At 67.0% G+C, this 23,664-nt stretch carries 23 protein-coding genes; 17 read left to right on the forward strand and 6 right to left on the reverse strand.

The window, feature by feature from the left end; genetic code table 11:
- Positions 1-10: 10 nt before the first annotated feature.
- On the forward strand, positions 11-484 hold the full coding sequence (locus RTK35_RS25780; protein WP_316909316.1) for an Lrp/AsnC family transcriptional regulator: 474 nt from the start codon (positions 11-13) through the stop codon (positions 482-484).
- A 4-nt stretch (positions 485-488) separates the two neighbouring features.
- Here the strand turns inward: RTK35_RS25780 and RTK35_RS25785 are convergent, their stop codons facing one another.
- Complete coding sequence (locus tag RTK35_RS25785; protein WP_316909317.1) at positions 489-1,379, reverse strand: fimbrial protein; 891 nt, start codon at positions 1,377-1,379, stop codon at positions 489-491.
- Positions 1,380-1,779: 400 nt separating this feature from the next.
- Here RTK35_RS25785 and RTK35_RS25790 point away from each other — a divergent pair, with 400 nt between their 5' ends.
- Both RTK35_RS25790 and RTK35_RS25795 read left to right on the forward strand, forming a co-directional pair.
- Positions 1,780-3,462: a flavin monoamine oxidase family protein gene (locus RTK35_RS25790; RefSeq protein ID WP_316909318.1), complete on the forward strand. Its 1,683-nt coding sequence runs from the start codon at positions 1,780-1,782 to the stop codon at positions 3,460-3,462.
- Between the two features lie 12 nt (positions 3,463-3,474).
- Positions 3,475-4,269: a carbon-nitrogen hydrolase family protein gene (locus RTK35_RS25795; RefSeq protein ID WP_316909319.1), complete on the forward strand. Its 795-nt coding sequence runs from the start codon at positions 3,475-3,477 to the stop codon at positions 4,267-4,269.
- A gap of 347 nt (positions 4,270-4,616) precedes the next feature.
- Here RTK35_RS25795 and RTK35_RS25800 read toward each other — a convergent pair whose 3' ends face one another.
- The 4 genes from RTK35_RS25800 to RTK35_RS25815 are packed head-to-tail and all read right to left on the reverse strand — an operon-like array spanning position 4,617 to position 7,446.
- A complete protein-coding gene (locus tag RTK35_RS25800; RefSeq protein WP_316909320.1) occupies positions 4,617-5,321 on the reverse strand; it encodes a type 1 glutamine amidotransferase in 705 nt (234 codons plus the stop codon).
- Position 5,322: 1 nt separating this feature from the next.
- Positions 5,323-6,519 (reverse strand): acetylornithine transaminase, encoded by a 1,197-nt coding sequence (locus RTK35_RS25805; protein WP_316909321.1) that lies wholly within the window; start codon positions 6,517-6,519, stop codon positions 5,323-5,325.
- Positions 6,512-6,751, reverse strand: a complete 240-nt coding sequence (locus RTK35_RS25810; RefSeq protein WP_316909322.1) for a hypothetical protein — start codon at positions 6,749-6,751, stop codon at positions 6,512-6,514. Before RTK35_RS25810 ends, RTK35_RS25805 begins: the two co-directional genes overlap by 8 nt.
- Entirely contained in the window at positions 6,748-7,446 is a 699-nt protein-coding gene (locus RTK35_RS25815; RefSeq protein ID WP_044411995.1) for an MOSC domain-containing protein, read from the reverse strand. The genes RTK35_RS25810 and RTK35_RS25815 overlap by 4 nt, the downstream gene beginning before the upstream one ends.
- Positions 7,447-7,549: 103 nt before the next feature.
- On the opposite strand from RTK35_RS25815, the gene RTK35_RS25820 reads away from it, so the two are divergent.
- Together RTK35_RS25820 and RTK35_RS25825 are read left to right on the forward strand one after the other, a co-directional pair.
- The gene (locus tag RTK35_RS25820; protein WP_044411992.1) at positions 7,550-8,449 is read left to right on the forward strand and encodes a LysR family transcriptional regulator; all 900 of its coding nucleotides are present in this window, start codon (positions 7,550-7,552) and stop codon (positions 8,447-8,449) included.
- Positions 8,450-8,825: 376 nt separating this feature from the next.
- The gene (locus tag RTK35_RS25825; protein WP_316909323.1) at positions 8,826-9,482 is read left to right on the forward strand and encodes an endonuclease I family protein; all 657 of its coding nucleotides are present in this window, start codon (positions 8,826-8,828) and stop codon (positions 9,480-9,482) included.
- Positions 9,483-9,535: 53 nt separating this feature from the next.
- Here RTK35_RS25825 and RTK35_RS25830 read toward each other — a convergent pair whose 3' ends face one another.
- The gene (locus RTK35_RS25830; protein ID WP_044411986.1) at positions 9,536-10,054 is read right to left on the reverse strand and encodes an Hcp family type VI secretion system effector; all 519 of its coding nucleotides are present in this window, start codon (positions 10,052-10,054) and stop codon (positions 9,536-9,538) included.
- 457 nt (positions 10,055-10,511) lie between these two features.
- On the opposite strand from RTK35_RS25830, the gene tssA reads away from it, so the two are divergent.
- The 12 genes from tssA to tssJ all read left to right on the forward strand — a co-directional run bounded on the left by tssA (position 10,512) and on the right by tssJ (position 23,664).
- On the forward strand, positions 10,512-12,068 hold the full coding sequence (tssA, locus tag RTK35_RS25835) for a type VI secretion system protein TssA (RefSeq protein WP_316909324.1): 1,557 nt from the start codon (positions 10,512-10,514) through the stop codon (positions 12,066-12,068).
- A gap of 32 nt (positions 12,069-12,100) precedes the next feature.
- Complete coding sequence (gene tssB, locus RTK35_RS25840; RefSeq protein WP_044411980.1) at positions 12,101-12,601, forward strand: type VI secretion system contractile sheath small subunit; 501 nt, start codon at positions 12,101-12,103, stop codon at positions 12,599-12,601.
- A gap of 30 nt (positions 12,602-12,631) precedes the next feature.
- Complete coding sequence (gene tssC, locus RTK35_RS25845) at positions 12,632-14,107, forward strand: type VI secretion system contractile sheath large subunit (RefSeq protein ID WP_316909325.1); 1,476 nt, start codon at positions 12,632-12,634, stop codon at positions 14,105-14,107.
- A gap of 10 nt (positions 14,108-14,117) precedes the next feature.
- The gene (gene tssE / locus RTK35_RS25850; protein WP_316909326.1) at positions 14,118-14,525 is read left to right on the forward strand and encodes a type VI secretion system baseplate subunit TssE; all 408 of its coding nucleotides are present in this window, start codon (positions 14,118-14,120) and stop codon (positions 14,523-14,525) included.
- A gap of 11 nt (positions 14,526-14,536) precedes the next feature.
- On the forward strand, positions 14,537-14,809 hold the full coding sequence (locus RTK35_RS25855; protein ID WP_044412074.1) for a PAAR domain-containing protein: 273 nt from the start codon (positions 14,537-14,539) through the stop codon (positions 14,807-14,809).
- Between the two features lie 63 nt (positions 14,810-14,872).
- Positions 14,873-16,660 (forward strand): type VI secretion system baseplate subunit TssF, encoded by a 1,788-nt coding sequence (gene tssF, locus RTK35_RS25860; RefSeq protein ID WP_142012624.1) that lies wholly within the window; start codon positions 14,873-14,875, stop codon positions 16,658-16,660.
- Complete coding sequence (tssG, locus tag RTK35_RS25865; RefSeq protein WP_316909327.1) at positions 16,624-17,640, forward strand: type VI secretion system baseplate subunit TssG; 1,017 nt, start codon at positions 16,624-16,626, stop codon at positions 17,638-17,640. The genes tssF and tssG overlap by 37 nt, the downstream gene beginning before the upstream one ends.
- 14 nt (positions 17,641-17,654) lie before the next feature.
- Positions 17,655-20,249, forward strand: a complete 2,595-nt coding sequence (gene tssH / locus RTK35_RS25870; protein ID WP_316909328.1) for a type VI secretion system ATPase TssH — start codon at positions 17,655-17,657, stop codon at positions 20,247-20,249.
- Between the two features lie 10 nt (positions 20,250-20,259).
- On the forward strand, positions 20,260-21,771 hold the full coding sequence (locus RTK35_RS25875) for a sigma-54 interaction domain-containing protein (RefSeq protein WP_142012632.1): 1,512 nt from the start codon (positions 20,260-20,262) through the stop codon (positions 21,769-21,771).
- Positions 21,772-21,827: 56 nt separating this feature from the next.
- The gene (locus RTK35_RS25880) at positions 21,828-21,965 is read left to right on the forward strand and encodes a hypothetical protein (RefSeq protein ID WP_044411960.1); all 138 of its coding nucleotides are present in this window, start codon (positions 21,828-21,830) and stop codon (positions 21,963-21,965) included.
- 20 nt (positions 21,966-21,985) lie between these two features.
- Positions 21,986-23,173 carry a type VI secretion system-associated FHA domain protein TagH gene (gene tagH, locus RTK35_RS25885; protein WP_316909329.1) on the forward strand — a complete coding sequence of 396 codons (1,188 nt, stop codon included), beginning with the start codon at positions 21,986-21,988 and terminating at the stop codon, positions 23,171-23,173.
- Between the two features lie 5 nt (positions 23,174-23,178).
- Positions 23,179-23,664, forward strand: coding sequence for a type VI secretion system lipoprotein TssJ (tssJ, locus tag RTK35_RS25890; RefSeq protein WP_044411955.1), 486 nt, complete (start codon positions 23,179-23,181; stop codon positions 23,662-23,664).

Consider the following 23,664-nt stretch of genomic DNA (forward strand, 5'->3'; position numbering starts at 1 on the left):
GATACCCACGATGCCCGAATACACCCAGCACGCCCTTGATGAAACTGACCGCCAGCTGATCGCCGCGCTGCAGATCAACGCCCGTGAAAGCGTCGCCACCCTCGCCCGCCGCCTGGGCATCGCCCGCACCACGGTGAACTCGCGCCTGGCGCGGCTGGAGCGCAGCGGGGTGATCAGCGGCTACGGCGTGCGCCTGGGCCAGCGCGTGGCGGAAGGCGGCCTGCAGGCCTACGTGGGCATCACCGTACGGTCACGCAGCGGCAAGGACGTGCTGCGCCGCCTGACCGGAATGGCCGAGGTGCAGTTGCTGTGCACGGTGAGTGGGGAGTTCGACTACGTGGCCTGGCTGCGCGCCGAATCACCGGAGCGGCTGGACCAGTTGCTGGACGAGATCGGCAATGTGGAAGGGGTGGAGCGCACCACCACCTCCATCATCCTCAGTTGCAAGATCGACCGCGGCCAGCCCCTGCCGGGGCCGGCCTGAGGGGTCAGCGGTAGAACAGGGTGATGGTGGCTGAAGTCACCACTTGACCTGGGCCGACCGCACTGTCGACCTGACGGTAGCGAGCCGTCAGTGGGATGCGCACCACGGACGTACCTGACGCGGCGGTGCGCCCAAGGAGCACTTCCCTGCCCATGGCCAACGGTCCCACAAAGCCATGTCGGCTAAGCAGCTGGACACCGACTCCTTTAGCCATGTCACGGCCTTCGCTGTTCTTCAGTGTGGAGTCGTCAACCTTGAGCCCATCGATTCGGTAGGAGACTGCGATATCAGGCTCGCACTGGAGATCGATATCGAAATCCTTCGGCCAAGCAGTGCTGCCCACGCCCTTGAAATCCTTCATCCAGGATTTGCCGAGCAGCACGTTCTGCGAGGGGTTGAGGAGGCGACAGCCCTGGGTCTGCACGACCAGATTCGCCCCTGTGAAGGCCAGTCGATTGGAAATCTGGTTGTGATAGTAGACCTCGACAATCGGGATGGAGTAGGTGCCACTGCGTATGGGGCCGGTCTTGATCAGTTGGATCCACCAGAGGTTGGCCGGCGTGTAGCGACCCCATTCGAGCCTCTCGTTACTGGTGCGCGGGCTGGTCATGTACTGCCCACCCGACATCTGCGCCGGGGCAGACACGTTTCGAGACCAGGCTACGCGAATCCCAACCCCAGGCACTCCAGTGGCATAGACATAAGGCAATCCGGGGACAGGCGCGGGGGTTCCAGTAAAGCCCCGATCGAGCCACAGGTCACCGTGCTGCAGGAAGCCGCCACAGGTGATATCAGCCTGGCCTCCGCCGACCCAACCCTGGGTGTCGAACAGCACATCGCCAACATTCATATCCCGGCGAACCGTCAAGCTTGTGGGCAATGTGTAGGTGGTCATGGCGAACGACCCCTTGCACGTCGCAGGGAACGCCCATGCTGCCTGCCCATGAAACCCCAGCACCATGCTGAAAAAAACGAGCGAACGGCAAACCCATGTGCGCATGAGGCATCTCCCTGTGTCCCGGATATGAAGGCCCGCATGATGGCTGATCAGCTTGTCGGGACGTTCCGAGGTGACTCCCTTCTTCGTGAAAGCCGTAAACCTACGACTTAATGGAAATTTCCTAGGAATCCGATATCCACCTAGATCACCTCGTCACTTAGCTAAAATCTCTCGTCGTTTTGAATGCACAAACAGCTTAATGACGACACAAATCGTCTTATGGACGAAATTCAGCCTCCCTAGAATGGCGCCAACGCTGCCCAGACAGCCCCTCCAACATCCCTCGCAGGTCGCCATGCACAACAACAACCGCCACCCCGCCGACGGCAAGAGCCCCATCACCATCTTCGGCCCGGACTTCCCCTTCGCCTTCGACGACTGGATCCGTCACCCCGCCGGCCTGGGCAGCATCCCGGCCGAGCACCACGGCGCCGAGGTGGCCATCGTCGGTGCCGGCATCGCCGGGCTGGTGGCGGCCTACGAGCTGATGAAGATGGGCTTGAAGCCGGTGGTCTACGAGGCCTCGAAGATGGGCGGGCGCCTGCGCTCGCAGGCCTTCGAGGGCACCGACGGGATCATCGCCGAGCTGGGTGGCATGCGCTTCCCGGCCTCGTCCACGGCCTTCTACCACTACGTGGACATGCTCGGCCTCAAGACCCAGCCCTTCCCCAACCCGCTCACCCCGGCCTCCGGCAGCACGGTGATCGACATCGAGGGCAAGACCTACTACGCGGAGAAGCTGGCGGACCTGCCGGCGCTGTTCCAGGAAGTGGCCGACGCTTGGGCCGATGCCCTGGAGGACGGCGCGCAGTTCGGCGAGATCCAGCAGGCCATCCGCGACCGCGACGTGAAGCGCCTGAAAGCCCTGTGGAACACCCTGGTGCCGCTCTGGGACGACCGCACCTTCTATGACTTCGTCGCCAGCTCCAAGGCCTTCGCCCAGCTCTCCTTCCACCACCGCGAGGTGTTCGGCCAGGTCGGTTTCGGCACCGGCGGCTGGGACTCGGACTTCCCCAACTCCATGCTGGAGATCTTCCGCGTGGTGATGACCGCCTGCGACGACAACCAGCACCTGATCGTCGGCGGCGTGCAACAGGTGCCCATGGGCATCTGGCGCCATGCGCCGGAGCGCTGCGTGCACTGGCCGGCGGGCACCAGCCTGGCATCACTGCACAACGGCGCGGCGCGGCCGGGGGTCAAGCGCATCGTCCGTGCCGCCGACGGCCGCCTGGCGGTCACCGACACCTGGGGCGACACCCGCCACTACGCCGCCGTGCTCGCCACCTGCCAGACCTGGCTGCTGACCACCCAGATCGAGTGCGAGGAGTCGCTGTTCTCGCAGAAGCTGTGGATGGCCCTGGACCGCACCCGCTACATGCAGTCCTCGAAGACCTTCGTGATGGTCGACCGGCCGTTCTGGAAGGACAAGGACCCGCAGACCGGCCGCGATACCCTGAGCATGACCCTCACCGACCGCCTCACCCGTGGCACCTACCTGTTCGACAACGGCGACGACAAGCCGGGGGTGATCTGCCTGTCCTACTCCTGGATGAGCGACGCCCTGAAGATGCTGCCGCACCCGGTGGAGAAGCGCGTGAAGCTGGCCCTCGACGCGCTGAAGAAGATCTACCCGGACGTGGACATCGCCAGCCACATCATCGGTGACCCGATCACCGTGTCCTGGGAGGCCGACCCGCACTTCCTCGGCGCCTTCAAGGGCGCGCTGCCGGGCCACTACCGCTACAACCAGCGCATGTACGCCCACTTCATGCAGGACGACATGCCCGCCGAGCAGCGCGGCATCTTCATCGCCGGCGACGATGTGTCCTGGACGCCGGCCTGGGTCGAGGGCGCGGTGCAGACCTCGCTCAATGCGGTGTGGGGCATCATGCGCCACTTCGGCGGCAGCACCCCGGCGGACAATCCCGGCCCGGGCGACTGCTTCGCCGAACTCGGCCCCATCGCCCTGCCGGACTGACAGGAGAGCCCCATGCGCATCGCCCTCTACCAATGCCCGCCGCAGCCCCTGGACCCGGACGCCAACCTAGAACGCCTGCACCAACGGGCGGCCGAAGCGGCGCGGCATGGGGCGCGATTGCTGATCACGCCGGAGATGTTCCTCAGCGGCTACGACATCGGCCTGGAGGCGGTGCAGCGCCTGGCCCAGCCGGCCGACGGCGACTGGGCCGCGCGCATCGCCGGCATCGCCCGGGAGCACGGCATCGCCGTGCTCTACGGCTACCCGGAGCGGGATGACACCGGCGCGCTGTACAACGCGGTGCAACTGATCGATGCCCGGGGCGAACGCCTCGGCCACTACCGCAAGACCCACCTGTTCGGCGAGCTGGACCGGGGCATGTTCAGCGCAGGCGAAGACCTGTCCCCGCTGGTGGAACTGGAGGGCTGGAAGCTGGGGCTGCTGGTCTGCTACGACGTGGAATTCCCCGAGAACGTGCGCCGCCTGGCCCTGGCCGGCGCGGACGCGGTGCTGGTGCCCACGGCGAACATGGTGCCCTTCGACTTCGTCTGCGAGGTGCTGGTGCGCGCCCGCGCCTACGAAAGCCAGTGCTACCTGGCCTACGCCAACTACTGCGGCGCCGAAGGCGAGATCCGCTATTGCGGCCTCTCAAGCGTCAGCGCCCCGGACGGCAGCCTGGCCGCCGTGTGCGGCCGCGAGGAAACCCTGGCCTTCGCCGATCTGCGTCGGGACCTGCTGGAGCGCTCCCGCCAGGCCCTGACCTACCTCAACGACCGCCGCGCCGCCCTCTACGGCCCCCTGGTCTGAAACGAGCCGGGAGTGATGGGCTTCGCACAGCTCAGCCCATCCTACGGCGACTCCCCAGCATTCCCCGCCTCCTGCTGCGATGGCCACGGCGCAAGGTGAATGGCACTTTTTTCCATCCACCAAGCACGGCTGGGCCCGTGCGCCTCAAACCCGTGGTGAAGCCCTCGTAGCCTGGGCTTCAGCCCAGGGAAGCGGTGGATCGATGAAGCGCGATCCCCCCTACGCCATGGTCACGTCCGCAGGATGCAGCGAGCCCCGCGAACCGCGTCAGGTCCGCACCAAGAAAAACCGCCCGGGGCAAAGGGCAGGGCCGCCGGGCGGTTGAGAAAAAGGACTCGAGAAGGGAATCAGGTCAGCACGGCGTGGGGACCGGTGAGGTAGTCCAGCAGGCGGAACAGCGTCGGCGCCAAGGCACTGCACTGGGGGTAGCCATCACGGATCGCGGCGGCATCCTCCACCGAGCCCGGTCGCGCCAGGTCCTCCGGACAGGCCTGCAACAAGGCTTCGATGCTCTCCGGGGTGCTTTCCAGGTGGCATTGCAGGGCGATGGCGTGCTCGCGCCAGACGAACCCCTGGTTGGCACAGGCGGCAGAGCCGTAGAGCGGGATCGCGCCATCCGGCAGCCCGAAGGTCTCGCCGTGCCAGTGCAGGGCCAGCAGACGCTGAGGCAGCATTCGCCCGAGCGGAGAGCGGTCGGCCAGGGGATTCTTCTCCAGGGGCCACCAGCCGATCTCAACCTCGCCGGGGCGTACCTCGGCGCCCAGCGCTTCGGCCAGCAACTGGCCACCCAGGCAGATGCCCAGCACGCGCTTTTCGCCCTCCAGCGCCGCACGGATCAGCGCCTTCTCTTCCCGGAGCCAGGGGTAGAGCGCCTCATCGTGCACGCTCATCGGGCCACCGAGCACCACCAGCAGGTCGAAGTCCTCCAGCGCGGGCAGGCGACCATCGGCGTGGAGGGGGTAGATCCACGCCTGTGCGGCGCGCAGCTCCAGCCACTGGGCGATACGCCCGGGGCCTTCGAAGGGGACGTGCTGAAGGATGGCGACACGCATGTCAGGCGATCTCCGGTTCTTTGCTGCGGGCCAGGGAAAGCGCGCGGTTGAGGCGTTTGAGCATTTCGTCGACGTTGGCGAGGCTGACGTTCAGCGCCGGGGTGAAGCGCAGGCAGTCGGCCTGGGGCGCGTTGATCAGCAACCCGTCCTCCAGCGCCTGGCGGGCCACCCGTGTGGCCGACTGGTGGATCAGCGGCATGCCCACCATCAGCCCATGGCCACGCAGGGGGCCGTGGCCGTGGCGGCGCGCCACCCGGGCGAGCCCCTCGCGCAGGTGCTGGGACACCTCGCGCACCTGTTCGAGAAAGCCGGGTTCCAGCACGGTCTTCAGCACTGCCAGCCCCGCAGCGGTCATCAAGGCATTGCCGTGGTAGGTGCCGCCCTGCTCGCCGGGTTCGAAACAGCAGGCATTGCCCCGGGCCAGCAGCGCGGCCAGGGGTACGCCGCCTCCCAGCCCCTTGCCGAGGGTGATGACGTCGGCACGGATGCCATACAGCTCCTCGGCCAGCAGGGTGCCGCAGCGGCCGACGCCGGTCTGCACCTCGTCGAGGATCAGCAGCACGCCCCTGGCACGGCACAGGCGCTCGGCGCCCTGCAGGTAGTCGAGGGTGGCGGGAATGACCCCGGCCTCGCCCTGGACCGGCTCCAGCATGACGGCCACGGTCTCGTCGTCGACGGCGGTTTCGAGGGCCTCCAGGTCGTTGTAGGGCACCTTGGTGAAGCCCGGCAGCTTGGGCTCGAACAGGTGCTCGAAGGCCGGCTTGCCGGAGGCCGACATGGTGGCCAGGGTGCGTCCGTGGAAGCTGTTGCAGGCGGTGACGATGCGGTAGGCGCCGCCCCGGTGCACCTGGCCCCATTTGCGCGCCAGCTTGATGGCGCCTTCGTTGGCCTCGGCGCCGCTGTTGAGAAAGTAGACCTGGTCGCTGTCGGTGGCCTGGCACAGGCGCGAGGCCAGCTTGAGCAGGCTGCGGTTGTAATACGCCGGTCCGGGATTGATCACCGCTTCGGCCTGGCGCCGCAGGGCGTCCACCACGACGCTGGGGCTGTGGCCGAGGCTGTTCACCGCCCAGCCCTGGGTGAAGTCCAGGTAGGCGCGGCCGTCGGCATCCCAGAGCCAGGAGCCCTGGCCACGAACGAAGACCTGCTCGGGACGCTCCACGGTCTTCATCAGGCGCATGCCGGCGAGCGGGTCACGCATGGTCGGGTACCTCTTCATGGCAGTATTCGATGCCCAGCAGGCGCAACCCTTCCGGGCCCTGTTCGAGGATGCGGCGCAATTCGCGGCGGCGCTCGATGTGCAGGCTGAAGCCCTCTTCCCGGGGGAAACGGGCGCGCAGCTCGCGGGTCACCTCGACGTAGCGGGCCTGGTTGACCGACAGCTCCGCCAGCAGCACCTGGTCGCGGCGCAGGCCGATGCGGTAGTCGCTCATGCCCGCATCCCCTCCAGCGGCAGCCCTTGCAGGCGGGCACTCCAGTCCTCCACCACGCCGGTGGCGAGGCGGCGGGCGGCGGTGTCGCGCCAGCGGGAGGAGAGTGCCGAGCATTGCTGCAGCTGCTGCAGGCCGGCGTGCTCCAACGGGTAGTGGAAGTAGCTCTGGATGGCGTGGGCGACGGTCAGGCCCGGGTAGGAGCGCTGGACCAGCTCCAGGGTGCTGTCGAGGCTGACGAAGCCGGGACGCAACACGCGGTAGAACCAGCCGCAGCGGCCGGTTTCCTGCACCTGCTCCGGCAGCGCCGGGATGCCCCAGCGGCGGCTCAGGCGATAGCACGGCGAGCGCGGCTGGCTGACCTGCAGCAGGGCGCCGCCCCAGCGGAAGATGTCGCCGATGCACACCTGGTCCTCGGTGAGGCCGTAGGTGGAAAGGTTCTCGCCGAAGCTCGGCGCCTTCCAGGCCAGGTGGCGGTAATGCTTGCGCCAGTAGCGGTAGTGCTCGGCCGGGTAATGGTGCAGGGCGCGCTCGGGACCGCCGTGGAAACGCTGGTCGCCCTGCTCATCGCTGCCGAGCCCCTGGGGCCACAGCCACAGCCGGTGGTTCACCGGCTGCTTGTCGACCGCGCTGCTGAGCCCACCGCCGATATCTTCGGCTTTGCCTATGAAAACGCCTTGCACTACGATCCCGGACATTCGCCCTCTCCAGCGCGAGATACAGTCTCTGTGCTGCTTAGGCTAGGGGCTTCGGGGTTGCCGGGCCATTTCGATTTTCCAGCTTTATCGATAAGCAGGGCTTATGGATTTTCGCCAGCTTCGCTACTTCGTCGCGCTCTATGAAGAGGGCCATGTGGGCCGGGCAGCCGAGCGCCTGAGCCTGTCCCAGCCGGCGCTTTCCCAGCAGATCCGCCAACTGGAACAGGGGCTGGACGTGAGCCTGTTCCAGCGCAGCGGCAAGCGCCTGCTACCGACCCTCGCCGCCCACACGCTGTACAGCCATGCGCTGCCGCTGCTGGATGGCCTGGAACGCGCCCGCGAGGCGCTGCGCGGGTTCCGCGGCCAGGCACCGCGCAGCCTGGCCATCGGCGTGCTGCAGACGGTCAATGCCAGCCTGGTGCCGCTGCTGCTGGAGCGGCTGCGGGAGGCCCAGCCGCAGTTGGTGGTGCAGATCTACGAGCTGTCCGGGCTGGACATCGAGCGGCGCCTGCTGACCGGCACCCTGGACATCGGCATCGGCTTCCTCCCACCGCGACAGCCCGGCCTGCACAGCCGGCTGCTCTACGAAGACGAGCTGCAACTGGTGATCCCCACGGAGCACCCGTTGCGGGAGTTCAAGAAGGTGTCGCTGAGCCAGGCGGCGGAACTGCCGATGCTGCTGTTGGGCGAGGAGTTCCGCGTGCGGCAGATCTGGCAGGAACAACTGGCGTTGATCGGCCGCCGGCCCAACGTGCAGGCGGAGCTGAACCAGATGGCCGGCATCCTCGACAGCCTGCCCCATACCCAGCTGGCCACCGTGCTGCCCGGACGGGCACGGCAGATGCACGCCAACCAGTACCTGCTGTGGAAGCCCCTGAGCGAACCGCGCGTGCCGCTGAAGGTAGGACTGGTGTTCCGCGATGCCCAGCGCCAGCAGGCCACCCTGGAACTGCTGCACAACCTGCTGGAGAAAGTCCCGGCGCCGCCCTGGGAAGGCGTTTGAACGCGCAAAAGAAAAACCCCGCCGAAGCGGGGTTTCTGCAGACTTGTTTCCCTGACATCCCTGATCAACCGCCATCCTGGCGGAGAATCCACTGCATCCGTGTTTTTCAGTGCGCTTCCTGCGCGGCGTCCCATGGCGTGTAGATTAGTGAGGCCCACCAAGCGGCGATAGCAGCTATAGCCGTCAGATCTTGTAAGCATTCTCTTACACGCCCCTACAAATGGTGCGTCCATCACATTCAATCGATTCATACGGGGCAATTTGCGAACCCAAGCAAGCGATCGCTTGGTTTTGTCTTGGCAAAACCCACTTGCTAGACTCCGCCAGTCCCGAATAACAACAAGCCCTACAAGGGGCGTCACTCTGGGTCATCACCATGCGCGTCGTTGCGATAGCCCTCTCCCTGGCAGCCCTTGCCGTCTCCAGCCCACTGTTTGCCGGTGGCCAGAATCGCTTGCCAGACCCCAAGGCCGCGATCCGCGAGGCCTTCTGGAAACAGCTCTACGCCGGCCCCGACACCACGCTCTATTGCGGCAAGCCCTTCCAGGGCGAAAGCGGCCTGTTGGCGGCCAGCCCGGTCTACGCCATCAAGCAGATCAAGAGCGCCCTTCGCTGCGTGACCGACGCCCAGTGCCGCGAGGCGAACCCGCAATACCCCTACATGCTGGCCGACCTGCACAACCTCTACCCCGAGCTGGCACGGGTGGAACTGGCGCGACGCAACGCGCTGTTCGGCGTGGTGGGTGACGCCGCCTCCGCGCGCACCATCGACGACTGCCCGCTGAAGAGCAGCTTCCAGCTGATGGAGCCGAGGGACGAAGCCAAGGGCAACGTCGCCCGCACCATCTTCTATATGCATGTGGAATACGGCCTGCCCATCGTCGGCCAGGTGCAGGTCTTCAAGCAGTGGCACCGCCAGGACCCGCCCGACGCCGCCGAGCGCGCCCGCAACGACCGCATCGCTGCCCTGCAGGGCACGCGCAATCGCTTCATCGATGATCCGGCGCTGGTGGACAAACTGATTCCGGAATAGATCCGCCCCAGTCGGGGCGGAAGGAGTTCGGCCGGGGAACCCCGGCCGAAGGGTCAGGCGGAGATCGGCGTACGCCAGTCATCCGAGCCGGACGTGCCGGAGACCTCGTGGGTCCAGACGATCTTGCGGTAGGTGAAGTACACGTCTTCCAGGTGGGTGAAGTGCGCCATGTTCGGGTCCTGGCAGTTCGGCATGCGCGACTGCACGTCGACGATCACCGCGTCTTCCAGCTCGATGGTGAAGTAGTGCTCCTGGGTGCCGGTGGAGGAGGTGCGGTACCACTCCAGGCGGCACTTGGACAGGCGCTCGCCGGACGTCAGGGCGTTGAAGATCAGCGGTGAGGACTTGTCGAACACCTTGGTGATCATGAGCGGCTTGTGGACACGCTGGCCGGTGGGCTGGCCGGACTGGGGATCACGGGGAATGATCACCTGGTGGTTGAAGGCCTGGACCAGGATCTGGTCCTCGTGGCCTTCCTGGAAGATGTTGCCGACCGAGTCTTCGGTGAAGGTGCCGGCGGTGATGAGGCCTTGTTTGGTGCCTTCGAGGGACAGGTACGCGGGAGTTGGCATGGCAGTCTCCTTGCCGTGGTTGATGAATGGCCTGATGACTTCAGGCCCCTTACTACAAACAAGGCACATGCCAATTCTGGAAACTTCTTTCAAACCAACAGGTTGCAAATAAAAGTGCAGCTCTCGCCCAATAAACCAACAAGAAATCCAAACATGACGGGCAATTTTCAACGCATTCAAAGCGCAACTTCCTGCGCACTTTCAATCAACTGAAAGTAGCCAATAGACCGCTCTAGAAAAGACCTTACAGGCAACTACAGGCTCGCAAAGACGCCGCGCTCAACACCTGTCTTTGTTTCCTACAGGTATTGGCGAACACACTTTTTAACCTCCCCTCCATAATCGGTCGCCCTTGAAGATGGCAATTGGCTACGACCGAGTCTTCGCCTCGCGCACTCGGTTCCAGCAACGCTCAATTGCCCAACAGGAAGTCAACTTCAATTGGAGCCCAGCAGGGATGAGCTACTCCGGAAAACTCGCCGCCCATTATCAGGAGCTGGCTGCCAAGCCCGTCTCGGCGGAGAGCTTTGCGGGTGAAGACGTCCGCTACTCGCCGGAATTCGAAGCCCTGGAAAACGAGCTGGGCAAGGCTGCCTCCCTGCATACCAGCGCCCCCATCGACTGGCAGATGATCCGGGAGCAGAGCGAGGCACTGCTCCGCGCTCAGTCGAAGGACCTGCGCGCAGCCGCCTGGCTGACCTGGGCGCTCTATCAGTGCGAATCCTTCCAGGGCCTCCATGCCGGGCTGGCACTGCTGCTGTACCTCTGCGAAGAACATTGGGACGACCTGCATCCGCGCAAGTCGCGCACCCGCGCCGCCGCATTGGCCTGGCTGACCACACGCCTGGAGCCCGCGTTCGACGAAGCCGTGCCGATCAAGGAGCAATTGCCCCTGTTCCGCGACCTGGCGAGCGCCCTTGCCCGCCTGGACCAGTGCCTGAGCCAGCGCCTGGAGGCCGATGCGCCCTTGCTCCTACCCCTGTGCCGCCGACTCAACGAACGGGTGAATCAGGCCGCCAAGGGCCAGCCGGAGAATAACGCGGTCAGCGCCACCGTGGCCCAGGTCAAGCAGGTGGCCAGCCAGTTGCTGTCCTCGCCCAGTGCCGTGGAGAACGAGCGGGACGCACAGAAGAACCTGCGCGCCCTGCAGGACGCCGCCCGCCCCCTGAACACCTGGTGGTTGCGCCAGAACACCACCGATATCCGCGCCCTGCGCCTCAACCGCACGCTGCTCTGGCTGGCGATCGACAGCCTCCCGGAGCGCAACGCCGAACAGATCACCCCCCTGCGCAACCTGCCCAAGGACAAGCTGGAGAACTACCGGGATCGGCTGGCCAAGGGCGAATACGCCGACCTGCTCGCCGAACTGGAAGGCAGCATCGCCCGCGCGCCCTTCTGGCTGGACGGCCAGCACATGGCCTGGGAATGCCTCCAGGGCCTGGGAGCGGAGGCCGCGATGCTCGAAGTCGAACTGCAGTGCGCGCTGTTCCTGCACCGCTTGCCCGGCATCGTCGAACTGCGCTTCCACGATGGCAGCCCGTTCGCCGACCCGGCTGCCCGCAGCTGGATCAGCGCACACGTCCTGCCCCACCTTCAGACCGTCGACGCCGCCCCGACGCCCACCAGCGGCCACGAGGCACCTGCCTGGGAGCAGGCCCTGCAGGAGGCCCAGGCCATCCTGCGCAAGGACGGCCTCAAGGCCGCCACCCAGCACCTCAAGCAGGGCCTGCAATCAGCCCATGGCGGCCGCCAGCGCTTCTTCTGGCAACTGGCCATGGCCCGGCTCTGCTACCACGCCAAGAAATACGAGCTGGCCCGCATCCAGCTCGAAAACCTCGACCAGGACCTGCAGGACAGTGGCCTGCACGCCTGGGAACCCGACCTCGTCCTGCAGGTGCTCAACCTCCTGCACAGCTGCTGCGAGCTGCTGCCACAGAACCACAGCGTGCGCGAACGCAAGGACGAGGTTCACCGCAGGCTGTGCCATCTCGATCTCGAGGTGGTACTCGACTAGGCCCTCGGGCCCCCACGCAAAGGAGACATGTCATGGCCAAAGAAGGCTCGGTCGCCCCCAAGGAACGCATCAACATCACCTTCAAGCCCGCCACGGGCAACGCCCAGGAAGAAATCGAGCTGCCCCTCAAGCTGCTCGTGCTGGGGGATTTCACCCAGCGTGCGGACGACCGCAAGGTCGAGGACCGCAAACCGATCGGCATCGACAAAAACAGCTTCGACGAAGTGCTCGCCAAGCAGGAGCTGAGCCTCACGCTGAACGTGCCGAACCGCCTCCAGGAGGACAAGGAAGACGACGAGCTGGGCATCAGCCTGTCGGTCAACTCCATGAAGGACTTCAACCCCGCCAACCTGGTCGAGCAGGTGCCCGAGCTGAAGAAGCTGATGGAGCTGCGCGACGCCCTGGTCGCCCTCAAGGGCCCGCTGGGTAACGCCCCCACCTTCCGCAAGGCGATCGAAGGTGTACTGGCCGACGAGGAGTCCCGCACCCGCGTACTGGGTGAGCTGGGCCTCGGTACCAGCCAGGACGAGTAACAACCGGAACAGATTGAAAGGACGCGAACCATGAGCATCAGCGCAGTACAGGAACAGTCGGCGAAGGCCGCCGAACACGGGATCCTCGACCGGATCATCGCCGAAACCAGCCTGACCCCGGAGGACGAGGCCTACGGCATCGCCAAGCGCGGCGTCTCGGCCTTCATCGAAGAACTGCTGAAGCCACAGAACCAGGGCGAGCCGGTCAAGAAGGCCCTGGTAGACCGCATGATCGCGGAGATCGACACCAAGCTCAGCCGCCAGATGGACGAGATCCTCCACCACCCGGAGTTCCAGGCACTGGAATCCTCCTGGCGCGGCCTCAAGCTGCTGATCGACCGCACCAACTTCCGCGAGAACATCAAGATCGAGATCCTCAACGTCTCCAAGCAGGACCTGCTGGATGACTTCGAGGACTCCCCGGAGGTGGTCCAGTCCGGCCTCTACAAGCACATCTACACCGCGGAATACGGCCAGTTCGGTGGCCAGCCGGTCGGCGCGATCATCGCCAACTACTACATGAACCCCAGCGCCCCCGACATCAAGACGATGCAGTACGTCGCCAGCGTCGCCTGCATGTCCCACGCGCCCTTCATCGCCGCCGCCGGGCCGAAGTTCTTCGGCATCGAGAGCTTCACCGGCCTGCCCGACCTCAAGGACCTGAAGGACCACTTCGAGGGCCCGCAGTTCGCCAAGTGGCAGAGCTTCCGCGAACAGGAGGACGCCCGCTACGTCGGCCTGACCCTGCCGCGCTTCCTGCTGCGCAACCCCTACGACCCGGAAGAGAACCCGGTGAAGACCTTCGTCTACCGGGAGAACGTCGCCAACGACCACGAGCACTACCTCTGGGGCAACACCGCGTACACCTTCGCCAGCCGTCTCACCGACAGCTTCGCCAAGTTCCGCTGGTGCCCGAACATCATCGGCCCGCAGAGCGGTGGCGCCGTCGAGGACCTGCCGCTGCACCACTTCGAGAGCATGGGCGAGATCGAAACCAAGATCCCCACCGAGGTCCTGGTCTCCGACCGCCGCGAGTACGAGCTGGCCGAAGAAGGCTTCATCGCCCTGACCATGCGCAAGGGCAGCGACAACGCCGCATTCTTCTCCGCCAACTCCACCCAGAAGCCGAAGTTCTTCGGCATCAGCGAAGAAGGCCGCACCGCCGAACTGAACTACAAGCTCGGCACCCAGCTGCCCTACCTGTTCATCGTCAACCGCCTGGCCCACTACCTGAAAGTGCTGCAGCGCGAACAGATCGGCTCCTGGAAGGAGCGCTCCGACCTGGAGCTGGAGCTGAACAAGTGGATTCGCCAGTACGTGGCCGACCAGGAGAACCCCAGCTCCGAAGTCCGTAGCCGCCGCCCGCTGCGCGGAGCCCAGGTGCTGGTCACCGATGTCGAAGGCGAACCGGGCTGGTACCGCGTGAGCCTGAGCATCCGGCCGCACTTCAAGTACATGGGGGCGGATTTCACCCTGTCCCTGGTCGGCAAGCTGGACAAGGAATAAGGGCCGGCAGATGGACGGTTACGGCAGCCTGTTCGAACGACTGGGCGGCAAGGCACGCGAACGCGTCGGGCTGAGCCGCGAAGTCGCCGTCATGTCATCCGTCGCCGACCACCTGGCCAAGATGCTCAGCACCCGGGCGGGCAGCGTGCAAACGCTGCCCGACTACGGGCTGCCCGACCTCAACGACATGCGCATGAGCCTGCACGACGCCCTCAACCAGGCCCGTGCCGCCATCGAGCGCTTCATCGAGGCCTACGAGCCGCGGCTGCAGGGCGTCCGCGTGATCGCACTGCCGCGTCGGTACGACCCGCTCAACCTGTCCTTCTCCATCGAAGGCACGCTGAACATCGACGGCACCCGGCGGCAGGTCAGCTTCGCCGCCCACCTCGACGGCAGCGGCAAGGTCAAGGTCCAGTAAGGAGATTCCCCATGTCCGGCAAACCCGCCGCACGCCTGTCCGACCCGACGGCATGCCCCATCCCGTTCCACCTGATCAACCCGATCGCCGTTGGGTCACCCGACGTGCTGTTCGACGGCCTGCCCGCCGCGCGCCAAGGCGACCCGTCGGCCTGTGGCGGGGCCATGGCGGCCAACCTTTCCGCCACCGTACTGATCAATGGGCGTCCCGCTGCCACCGTGGGAAGCATCGGCAGTCACGGCAACGTCGTCCTCAGCGGTTCGGGAACCGTACTGATCGGCTGACGCATACAGCGCCCTGGCCCTTTCGCCAGTCTTCGCCCAGGAACACCGGGAACACAGTCCTCCATGTCCTTCAACCACTACTACCAAAGCGAGCTGACCGCCCTGCGCCAGCTCGGGCGCCGCTTCGCCGAGCGCAGCCCGGCCTTGGCGCCATTTCTCGCCCAGGCGGGGCGGGATCCGGACGTGGAGCGCCTGCTGGAGGGCTTCGCGTTCCTGACTGGCCGGCTGCGGCAGAAGCTCGACGACGAACTGCCCGAGCTGACCCATTCGCTGATGCACCTGCTGTGGCCGAACTACATGCGCCCCCTGCCGGCGTTCAGCATCCTGCAGTTCGATCCGCATGACGGCGCGGGTGAGGCCTTGGTGGTGCCCCGTGAGACCTGCGTGGAAAGCAACCCGGTGGATGACGTGCGCTGCCGCTTCAAGACCTGCTTCCCCACCGAGATCCTGCCCTTGCGGGCCGATGGCCTGAGCTACTCCGTCACCGGGGATGGCGCCTTGCTCAGCCTGCGCCTGGCCCTGATCGGCGACGGCCACCTGGGCGACGTCCCCTTCGACCGGCTGCGCCTGCACCTGGCGGGCGAGCGCTACATCAGCCAGACGCTCTACCTTGGGCTGGTGCACGACCTCGACAACGTCGAGCTGGTGCCGCTGGACGCAAACAACGTCGCCCTGCAGGACGAGCGCGGCCAGCCCATCGGCCTGCGCCTGCCATCCACCAGCATTCGCCCCGTGGGCTTCGCCGAGGAAGAGGCGCTCATCCCCTACCCGCTGAACACGTTCCGCGGCTACCGCTACCTGCAGGAATACTTCGCCTTCCAGGACAAGTTCCTCTTCGTCGACCTCACCGGCCTGGCCTGCCTCGGCGGCCTGCCCAAGGAGCAGCTGGAACAGGCCAGGGGCCTGGAGCTGCGTTTCGACATCCGTCGCAGCGGCATCCAGCGCCTGCGCCCGACCCTGGACAACCTGAAGCTCTACTGCACCCCGGTGGCCAACCTGTTCCGCCACGACGCCCTGCCCATCCGCCTCGACGGCAAGCAGGACGAATACCTGATCCTCCCGGCCGAGTACGACCCGCAGCACTGCGGCGTGTTCTCCGTCGACACCGTCAGCGGCTGGCTGCCCGGCGGGGTCGGTCATCGCGACTACGTGCAGTTCGAATCCTTCGAGCATGACGCCAGCTTCGACGTGCCGATGCCCCGGCCGCACTACAGCGTGCGCCAGCGCAACTCCCTGCTGCACGACGGGTTGGACACCTACCTCAGCTTCGGTGCGCGCAGCAGCCAGGAACAGGAAACCCTCTCCGTGGAGCTGACCTGCACAAACCAGAACCTGCCGCGCCGGCTGCGCCTGGGCGACATCTGCCGTCCCGGCGAGGGCGCACCGGACTTCCTCACCTTCCGCAACATCACCGCCGTGACCGCCAGCTACGCACCGCCGATCAACCGCGAGTTCCTCTGGAAGCTGATCAGCAACATGTCGCTGAACTACCTCTCGCTCGCCAACGTCGGCGCGCTGAAGGTGATCCTCGAAACCTACGACCTGCCGCGCTACTACGACCAGCACGCGGAAAAGGTCAGCAAGCGCCTGCTCAACGGCCTCAAGTCGATCCGCCACCAGCATGTGGACAGGCTCCACCGCGGCCTGCCGGTCCGGGGCCTGCGCACCGAGATGAGCATCGACCCCGAAGGCTACATCTGCGACGGCGACCTCTTCGTCTTCGCCTCGGTGCTCAACGAATTCTTCGCACTCTACGCAAGCCTCAACTCGTACCACGAGCTACGGGTCCGCAGCACACAGGGAGAGGTGTACCAATGGACACCACGCATGGGCCAGCAGCCCTTGCTCTGAGCCGCCTGAGCCAGGGCATCCGGGAATACGCGCTGTTCCAGGCCGTGCTCCTGGCGATGGAACACCTGCACCAGGCGGACGGCACGGACGAGGCAATCGACGAGGAACGCCTCTACGAGCGCATCGAATTCCAGGCCAACCCGAGCCTGGGCTTCCCCGGCACCGATATCCACAGCCTGACCTTCTTCGAAGAAGGGGGCGAGACGCGCGCGCGCATCTGCCTGAACCTCGTCCGTCTCTCCGGCTCGGGCTCGCCGCTGCCTGCCTTTTATGCCGAGCAGGTGCTGGGCGAAGGGGACGACGACAACCCCACCCGGGATTTCCTCGACCTGCTCCACCACCGGCTGCAGCGGCTGCTGCTGCCGATCTGGCGCAAGTACCGCTACCGGTCGAGCTTCCAGAGCGGCGCCCGGGACGCCTTCTCCGAACGGCTGTTCGCCCTGATCGGGCTGGGCAGCGAGGAACTGCGCAGCGCCGAGGAGCTGAACTGGAAGCGCCTGCTGCCCTACCTCGGGCTGCTCAGCCTGCGCGCCCACTCGGCGGCACTGATCGAGGCCGTGCTGCGCTACTACTTCAAGCATGCCGAGCTGTTCATCGAGCAATGCATCGAGCGCAGCGTCGACATCCTCCAGGAGCAGCTCAACCGCCTGGGCCAGGCCAACAGCCAACTGGGCGAGGACCTGGTACTGGGGGAGCGGGTGCGCGATCGCGGCGGCAAGTTCCGCATCCACATCCGCCAGCTGGACTGGGAACGCTTCCACGAATTCCTGCCTATCGGCACCGGCTACCAGCCCCTCTGCGCGCTGGTGCGCTTCACCCTGCGCGACCCGCTGGACTACGACCTCCGCCTGGTACTGCGCCACGACGCCATCCGCGAACTGCGGGTCGGCGCCGACAACCCCTGCCGCCTCGGCTGGACCAGCTGGCTGGGCCGCGAACGTGCCGACGGCATCGTCTCGCTGCGCAGCCGCACTCATTAAGGACCGATGAGCCCATGATCAATATCGACCTGCAACAACTCGTCCAGGCCCTGGACGCCGACACCCGCCGTGATCTGGAGATCGCCGCCGAGCGCTGCGTCGCCCGGGGCGGCAGCCGCATCCTGGTGGAAGACCTCCTGCTGGCCATGCTGGAGCGCACCGGCAGCCTGATCCACCGCGCCCTGCAGGACGGCGAGGTGGACGCAGCCGAACTGGCCGCCGCACTCCAGGCCAACCCGGAGCACAGCGCCTCGCGCAACCCGGTGTTCGCCACCGAACTGGTGCAGTGGCTGCAGGACGCCCTGTTGGTGGCCAACCTGGAGCTGCAGCGCAGCCTGATCGACCAGGCCGCGCTGCTCCTGGCGCTGCTGCAAAACCCTCTGCGCCACGCGGGCACCCGCTACCACGCCCTGCTCGGCCGCATCAGCGCCGAACGGCTGCGGGACTTCGCCCGCGCCCAGCAGGCGGAGCCGGGCACAGCCAGCGCCCCGTCCACAGGGGAATCGCTGCTCAAGCGCTTCACCCACAACCTGACCCAGCAGGCCCGGGACGGAAAGCTGGACCCGGTGCTGTGCCGGGACTCCGCCATCCGCCAGATGATCGACATCCTCGCCCGACGCCGGAAGAACAACCCGATCGTGGTGGGCGAGGCCGGGGTGGGCAAGACCGCCGTGGTCGAGGGCCTGGCCGGCCGCATCGCCAACGGCGAAGTGCCGGACGCCCTCAAGGACGTCGAGCTGCTGTCCCTCGACCTTGGCCTGCTGCAGGCCGGCGCCAGCGTGAAGGGCGAATTCGAGCGACGCCTGAAGGGCGTCATCGACGAGGTCCGCAACGCCCCGATGCCCATCATCCTGTTCGTCGACGAAGCCCACACCCTCATCGGTACGGGTGGCCAGGCGGGCAGCTCCGATGCAGCCAACCTGCTCAAACCGGCCCTGGCCCGGGGTGAGCTGCGCACCATCGCCGCCACCACCTGGGCCGAGTACAAGAAGTACTTCGAGAAGGACCCGGCACTGGCCCGGCGCTTCCAGCCCGTGCAGCTTCACGAGCCCACCGTGCCCGAAGCGGTGACCATCCTGCGCGGGCTCGCCCGGGTGTACGAACGCAGCCACGGCATCTACCTGCGTGATGACGCCGTGGTCGCCGCTGCCGAACTCTCCGCCCGCTACCTCGCTGGCCGCCAGCTGCCGGACAAGGCCGTGGACGTCCTCGACACCGCCTGCGCCCGGGTGCGCATCAGCCTCGCGGCCGCGCCCGAGGCCCTCGAACGCCTGCGCGGCGAACAGGCCGAGGACACCCGCCAGCACCAGGCCCTGCGCCGCGACCTGGACGCCGGGCTGCCGGTGGACGGTGCGACCCTAGACGACCTGGCCACGCGCCTTCGCCAGCGCGAGGACGAACTGCACGCCCTGGAGGCCCGCTGGGACCGCCAGCGCACCCTTGCCGAACAGTTGCTGGACCTGCGCCAGCGCATCGCCCGGCTGCGCCAGGGCGATGAAACGGTGCCCGCCGAAGCACCAGGCCTGGCCGAGCTGGAAGCACAGCTGCAAGACACCCACGGCGCCCTGCGGGACCTGCAGGCCACCGAGTCGCTGGTCAGCTTCGAAGTCTGCCCACGCCTGGTGGCCGAGGTGATCAGCCACTGGACAGGCATCCCCCTCGCCCAGTTGGCCCGTGAACACAACGCCCGGGTGCTCAGCTTCGCCGACGACCTGCGCCAGCGCATCCGCGGCCAGGACCAGGCCGTGCAGGCACTGGACCGCGCCGTGCGTGCCACCGCCGCCGGCCTGAACCGGCACGACGCCCCCGTGGGCGTGTTCCTCCTGGTGGGCCCCAGCGGTGTGGGCAAGACCGAGACGGCCCTGGCGCTGGCCGACCTGCTGTATGGCGGCGAGCGCTTCCTCACCACCATCAACATGTCCGAGTTCCAGGAGAAGCACACCGTCTCGCGCCTGATCGGCTCCCCGCCCGGCTACGTCGGCTATGGCGAAGGCGGCATGCTCACCGAGGCGGTGCGCCAGAAGCCCTACTCCGTCGTGTTGCTGGATGAAGTGGAAAAGGCCGACCCCGACGTGCTGAACCTCTTCTATCAGATCTTCGACAAGGGCATCGCCAACGACGGCGAGGGGCGCGAGATCGACTTCCGCAACACCCTCATCCTGATGACCTCCAACCTGGCCAGCGAGCGTATCGACAGCCTTTGCGCCGACGGCCACCAGCCCACGTCCGAAGCGCTGGAAGAGGCCATCCGTCCGCAGCTCGTGCGGCACTTCAAGCCGGCGCTGCTGGCCCGCATGCGGGTCGTTCCCTACTACCCCATCAGCGGTGCGCTGCTGGAAGAACTGGTGGGACTCAAGCTCGAACGCCTGGGCACCCGCCTGCAGCGTCGCCAGCTGGAATTCAGCCACGGCCCGGAGCTGGTCGCGCACATCGCCAGCCTCTGCCAGCAGGCCGAGAGCGGCGCTCGGCTGATCGACCAGGTGGTGGAGTCCCGCCTGCTGCCCCAGGTGGCCGACCAGCTGCTCGCGGCCATGGCCACCGGCACCCCGGTCAGCCGCGCCCACGCCCGCCTGGGCGAACACGGCGCCATCGTCTGCGAGCTGTGCTGAGGAGATGGGCATGTTCGCGCAGATGCCGCAGCCGCTCGACTACGCCGAAACCCTGCTCGGGCAGTACGACCGGCTCGTCGGGCTGAGTGACAGCGACGAACTGCTGGGCAGCTTCGTCGGCGCCGCCGCCGAACTGAGCGGCTGCGAACTGGCGCAGCTCTACCTGCTGGACGCGGCGCGTACGCATCTGGGGCTGACGGCGGAATACCTCGAACCCCGCCTCCAGCCCCGGGACCGCGCCACCCTGCCCGCCGACTACCGCGACCAGCAGCTGCTGCAGTACAGCCTGTGCCAGGGCCAGCCCCTCGCCCTGGCCGAACTCAACCCGGGCCTGCACGACACCAGCTTCCTCCCCGAGGAAGGCGGCCCCTGGCGGGCGCTGCTGTGCCTGCCCCTGCGGGCGCACCAGGGCGCCATTCGCGGTCTGCTGCTCTGCGCCACCCGCCAGGCCCGCGAGCTGGCGGCCTTTACCGGCTCGCTGGAGCGCATGGGCCGTCTCATGCTGGCCCAGCTCGACCTGTTCCAGCGGTTGCAGCCCGCCGCCCGTGGCGACAGCTCTCGCAGCACGACGCCCCGCCCCTGCGCGCGCGGTTTCGGCCTGATCGGCGAGAGCAAGGTGATGCGCCAGACCTACCGCCTGATCGGCAAGGTCCTGCACAGCCCCTACACCGTGCTCATCCACGGCGAGACCGGCACCGGCAAGGAGCTGGTGGCCCGCGCGATCCACGACCACGGCCCAAGGCGGGAAGCCCCCTTCATCGTGCAGAACTGCTCGGCCCTGCCGGAGCAGTTGCTGGAAAGCGAACTGTTCGGCTACCGCAAGGGCGCCTTCACCGGCGCCGACGCGGACCGCGAAGGGCTGCTGGATGCGGCGAACGGCGGCACGCTGTTCCTCGACGAGATCGGCGACATGCCCCTGGCGCTCCAGGCCAAGCTGCTGCGGGTACTGCAGGAAGGCGAAGTCCGCCCGCTGGGCACGCCCCACCCGCACCGGATCGACGTGCGCATCATCGCCGCCACCCACCGTGACCTGCAGGCCATGATCGCCGCCGGCGAGTTCCGCGAAGACCTGTTCTACCGGCTGTGCCAGTTCCCCATCGAACTGCCGCCGCTGCGCCAGCGGGGCGAAGACATCCCCCACCTCGCCCGCCACTTCGCCAACCAGGCCTGCCGTTTTCTCCAGCGCTCGCCCTGCCTGTGGTCGGAGGAGGCGCTGGAGCGACTGGCCCGGCACCCCTTCCCAGGCAACGTGCGCGAGCTGAAGGCCCTGGTGGAGCGTGCCGTGCTGCTCTGCGACGGCGAGCTGCTGCCGTCCCACTTCAGCCTGCGTGGCACGCCCCTGCCCAGCGGGCAGCCCCTGAGCCTGCGTGAGCGCCTCGATCACTACGAGCGCGGCCAACTGATCGACGCCCTGCGCCGCCACGACGGCAACCGTGCACAGGCAGCCCGCGAGCTGGGCCTGCCCCGCCGCACCCTGCTGTACCGCATGGACCGCCTCGGCATCGGCACGGCGGATCTCTGAAGCGCCCGGCCATGCCCCTACCCCACTCACCCCCGACTTCCAAAGGAGGATGCCCGATGTTCCCCCGCACCCTACGTGCCCTCGCAGGCCTGGCGCTGTGCATCGCCCTGGCCGGCTGCAGCGGCAACTACAAGTTCGACGACGGCGACTACCGCCCGCTCGGCACCCCGCAGATCCTCAACCGCGGCAACTGACCGCCAGGGAGCGACACGCCATGGAACTGGTTCTAGAAATCGTTGGTGCCCAGCAGTTCGTCCCGACCACCTCCGGTCGCCGACGCTTCCTCCGCGCAGGCGGCAGCCTCGGCCGTGCCGAAGATTGCGACTGGGTGATCCCCGACCAGCAGCGCCACCTGTCCAACCGACACGCCCGCGTGAGCTACCGCGACGGGCGCTACTTCCTTACCGACACCAGCAGCAACGGCATCCGTCTCAAGGACTCGGGCGCTCACCTGCCCAAGGGCGAGGCCCACCCCATCGAGAACGGCACGGTGTTCTGCATGGGCAGCTTCGACATCCAGGCCCGCCTGGTGGCCACCCAGGACATACCGCTGGAGGACATCGGGCGGCCGACCCCGGCCGGCAGCATCATCCCCGACGACTCCTTCCTCGAGCTCGACCCCCTGGCGAGCCTCGACCAGGAAGAAGAAGCCGATCGGGACGACCTCCACGGGCTGCTCCAGGCCCCTGCCGAACCCCTGCGCCAGCCCCACGACCACGCACCCATCGAGCGGGACAGCCTGCCCCTGCCGGAGCTGGTGCCCCCAACCGAGCCGTCTGCAGCGCCCGTTGCTGCCGCCAAGGTGCCGGCCAGCTTCTGGGAGCGCCTGGGTGACGCCCTGGGTGTCGACCTCGCCCGGCTCGATGCGGCCGAGCGCGAAGCCCTTGCCCTGGAAGCCGCCCACCTGCTACGCCAGTGCGTCCAGGGCCTGCAGCAGAGCCTGAGGACCCGTGCGGAGATCAAGAACGAACTGCGCCTGCCCCTCACCTCGGTGCAGAACACCGACCTCGGCCCCCTGCGCACGCCCCTCGACGGCCGCGACAGCCTCGGCGCCCTGCTCGCCCCCGTACAGACCGGCGCGCCCACCGCACGGCTGGCGGTGGCACGGGCCTTCCGCGACCTGCAGGCCCACCAGGTGGCGCTGCTCAGCGCCAGCCGCGCCGCCGTCCGCGCCACCCTCGACCACTTCGCGCCCGAGCCGCTGGCCCTGCGTCTGGAGCGCGACGGACGCCTCTCGCGGCTGAGCGGAGCCGGCGGCCGCTGGCGCGCCTACCAGCGTTACCACCAGCGCCTGCGCCACGACGACGACTGGACCGAACGCCTGCTGGCCCGCGATTTCGCGCAGGCCTACGAGGAACAGGTCCGCCTCATCGCCACCCTTCACGGCAACCCAAGGGAATGATCGCCATGCCCCGCTTCAAGTCCTTCACCCTCCTGGCCGTGCTGGCGCTTCTCAGCGCCTGCTCGGCCCTGTCGCCCTACTCCGAGCTGACCAAGCTGGACCTCGACCTGCAGGCCAGCGACCAGTTGAACCCCGATCTCGACGGCCGCCCCTCCCCCGTGGTGCTACGCCTGCTGGAACTCAAGCATCCGGTGGCCTTCGAGAATGCCGACTTCTTCAGCCTCTACGAACGCGCCCGGGAAACCCTCGCCCTCGACATGGTGGCCAGCGAAGAGCTGGAGATCCGCCCCGGCGAGCGCCGCGAACTGAAGCTCAGCATCGACAAGGACAGCCGCTACGTAGCCCTGCTCGCGGCCTACCGCGACCTGCCCGAGACCCGCTGGCGCTATGTGATCGCCGTGCCGCCCCAGGAGCGCACCCGGATCACCCTGCACTTGGAGCGCAGCGGCCTGTTCGAACCCCACGACCTGCCCAACCGCGAGGTGCGCTGA

The sequence above is a fragment of the Pseudomonas sp. zfem003 genome (assembly GCF_032621675.1).
Classification (GTDB): Bacteria; Pseudomonadota; Gammaproteobacteria; order Pseudomonadales; family Pseudomonadaceae; genus Metapseudomonas; species Metapseudomonas otitidis.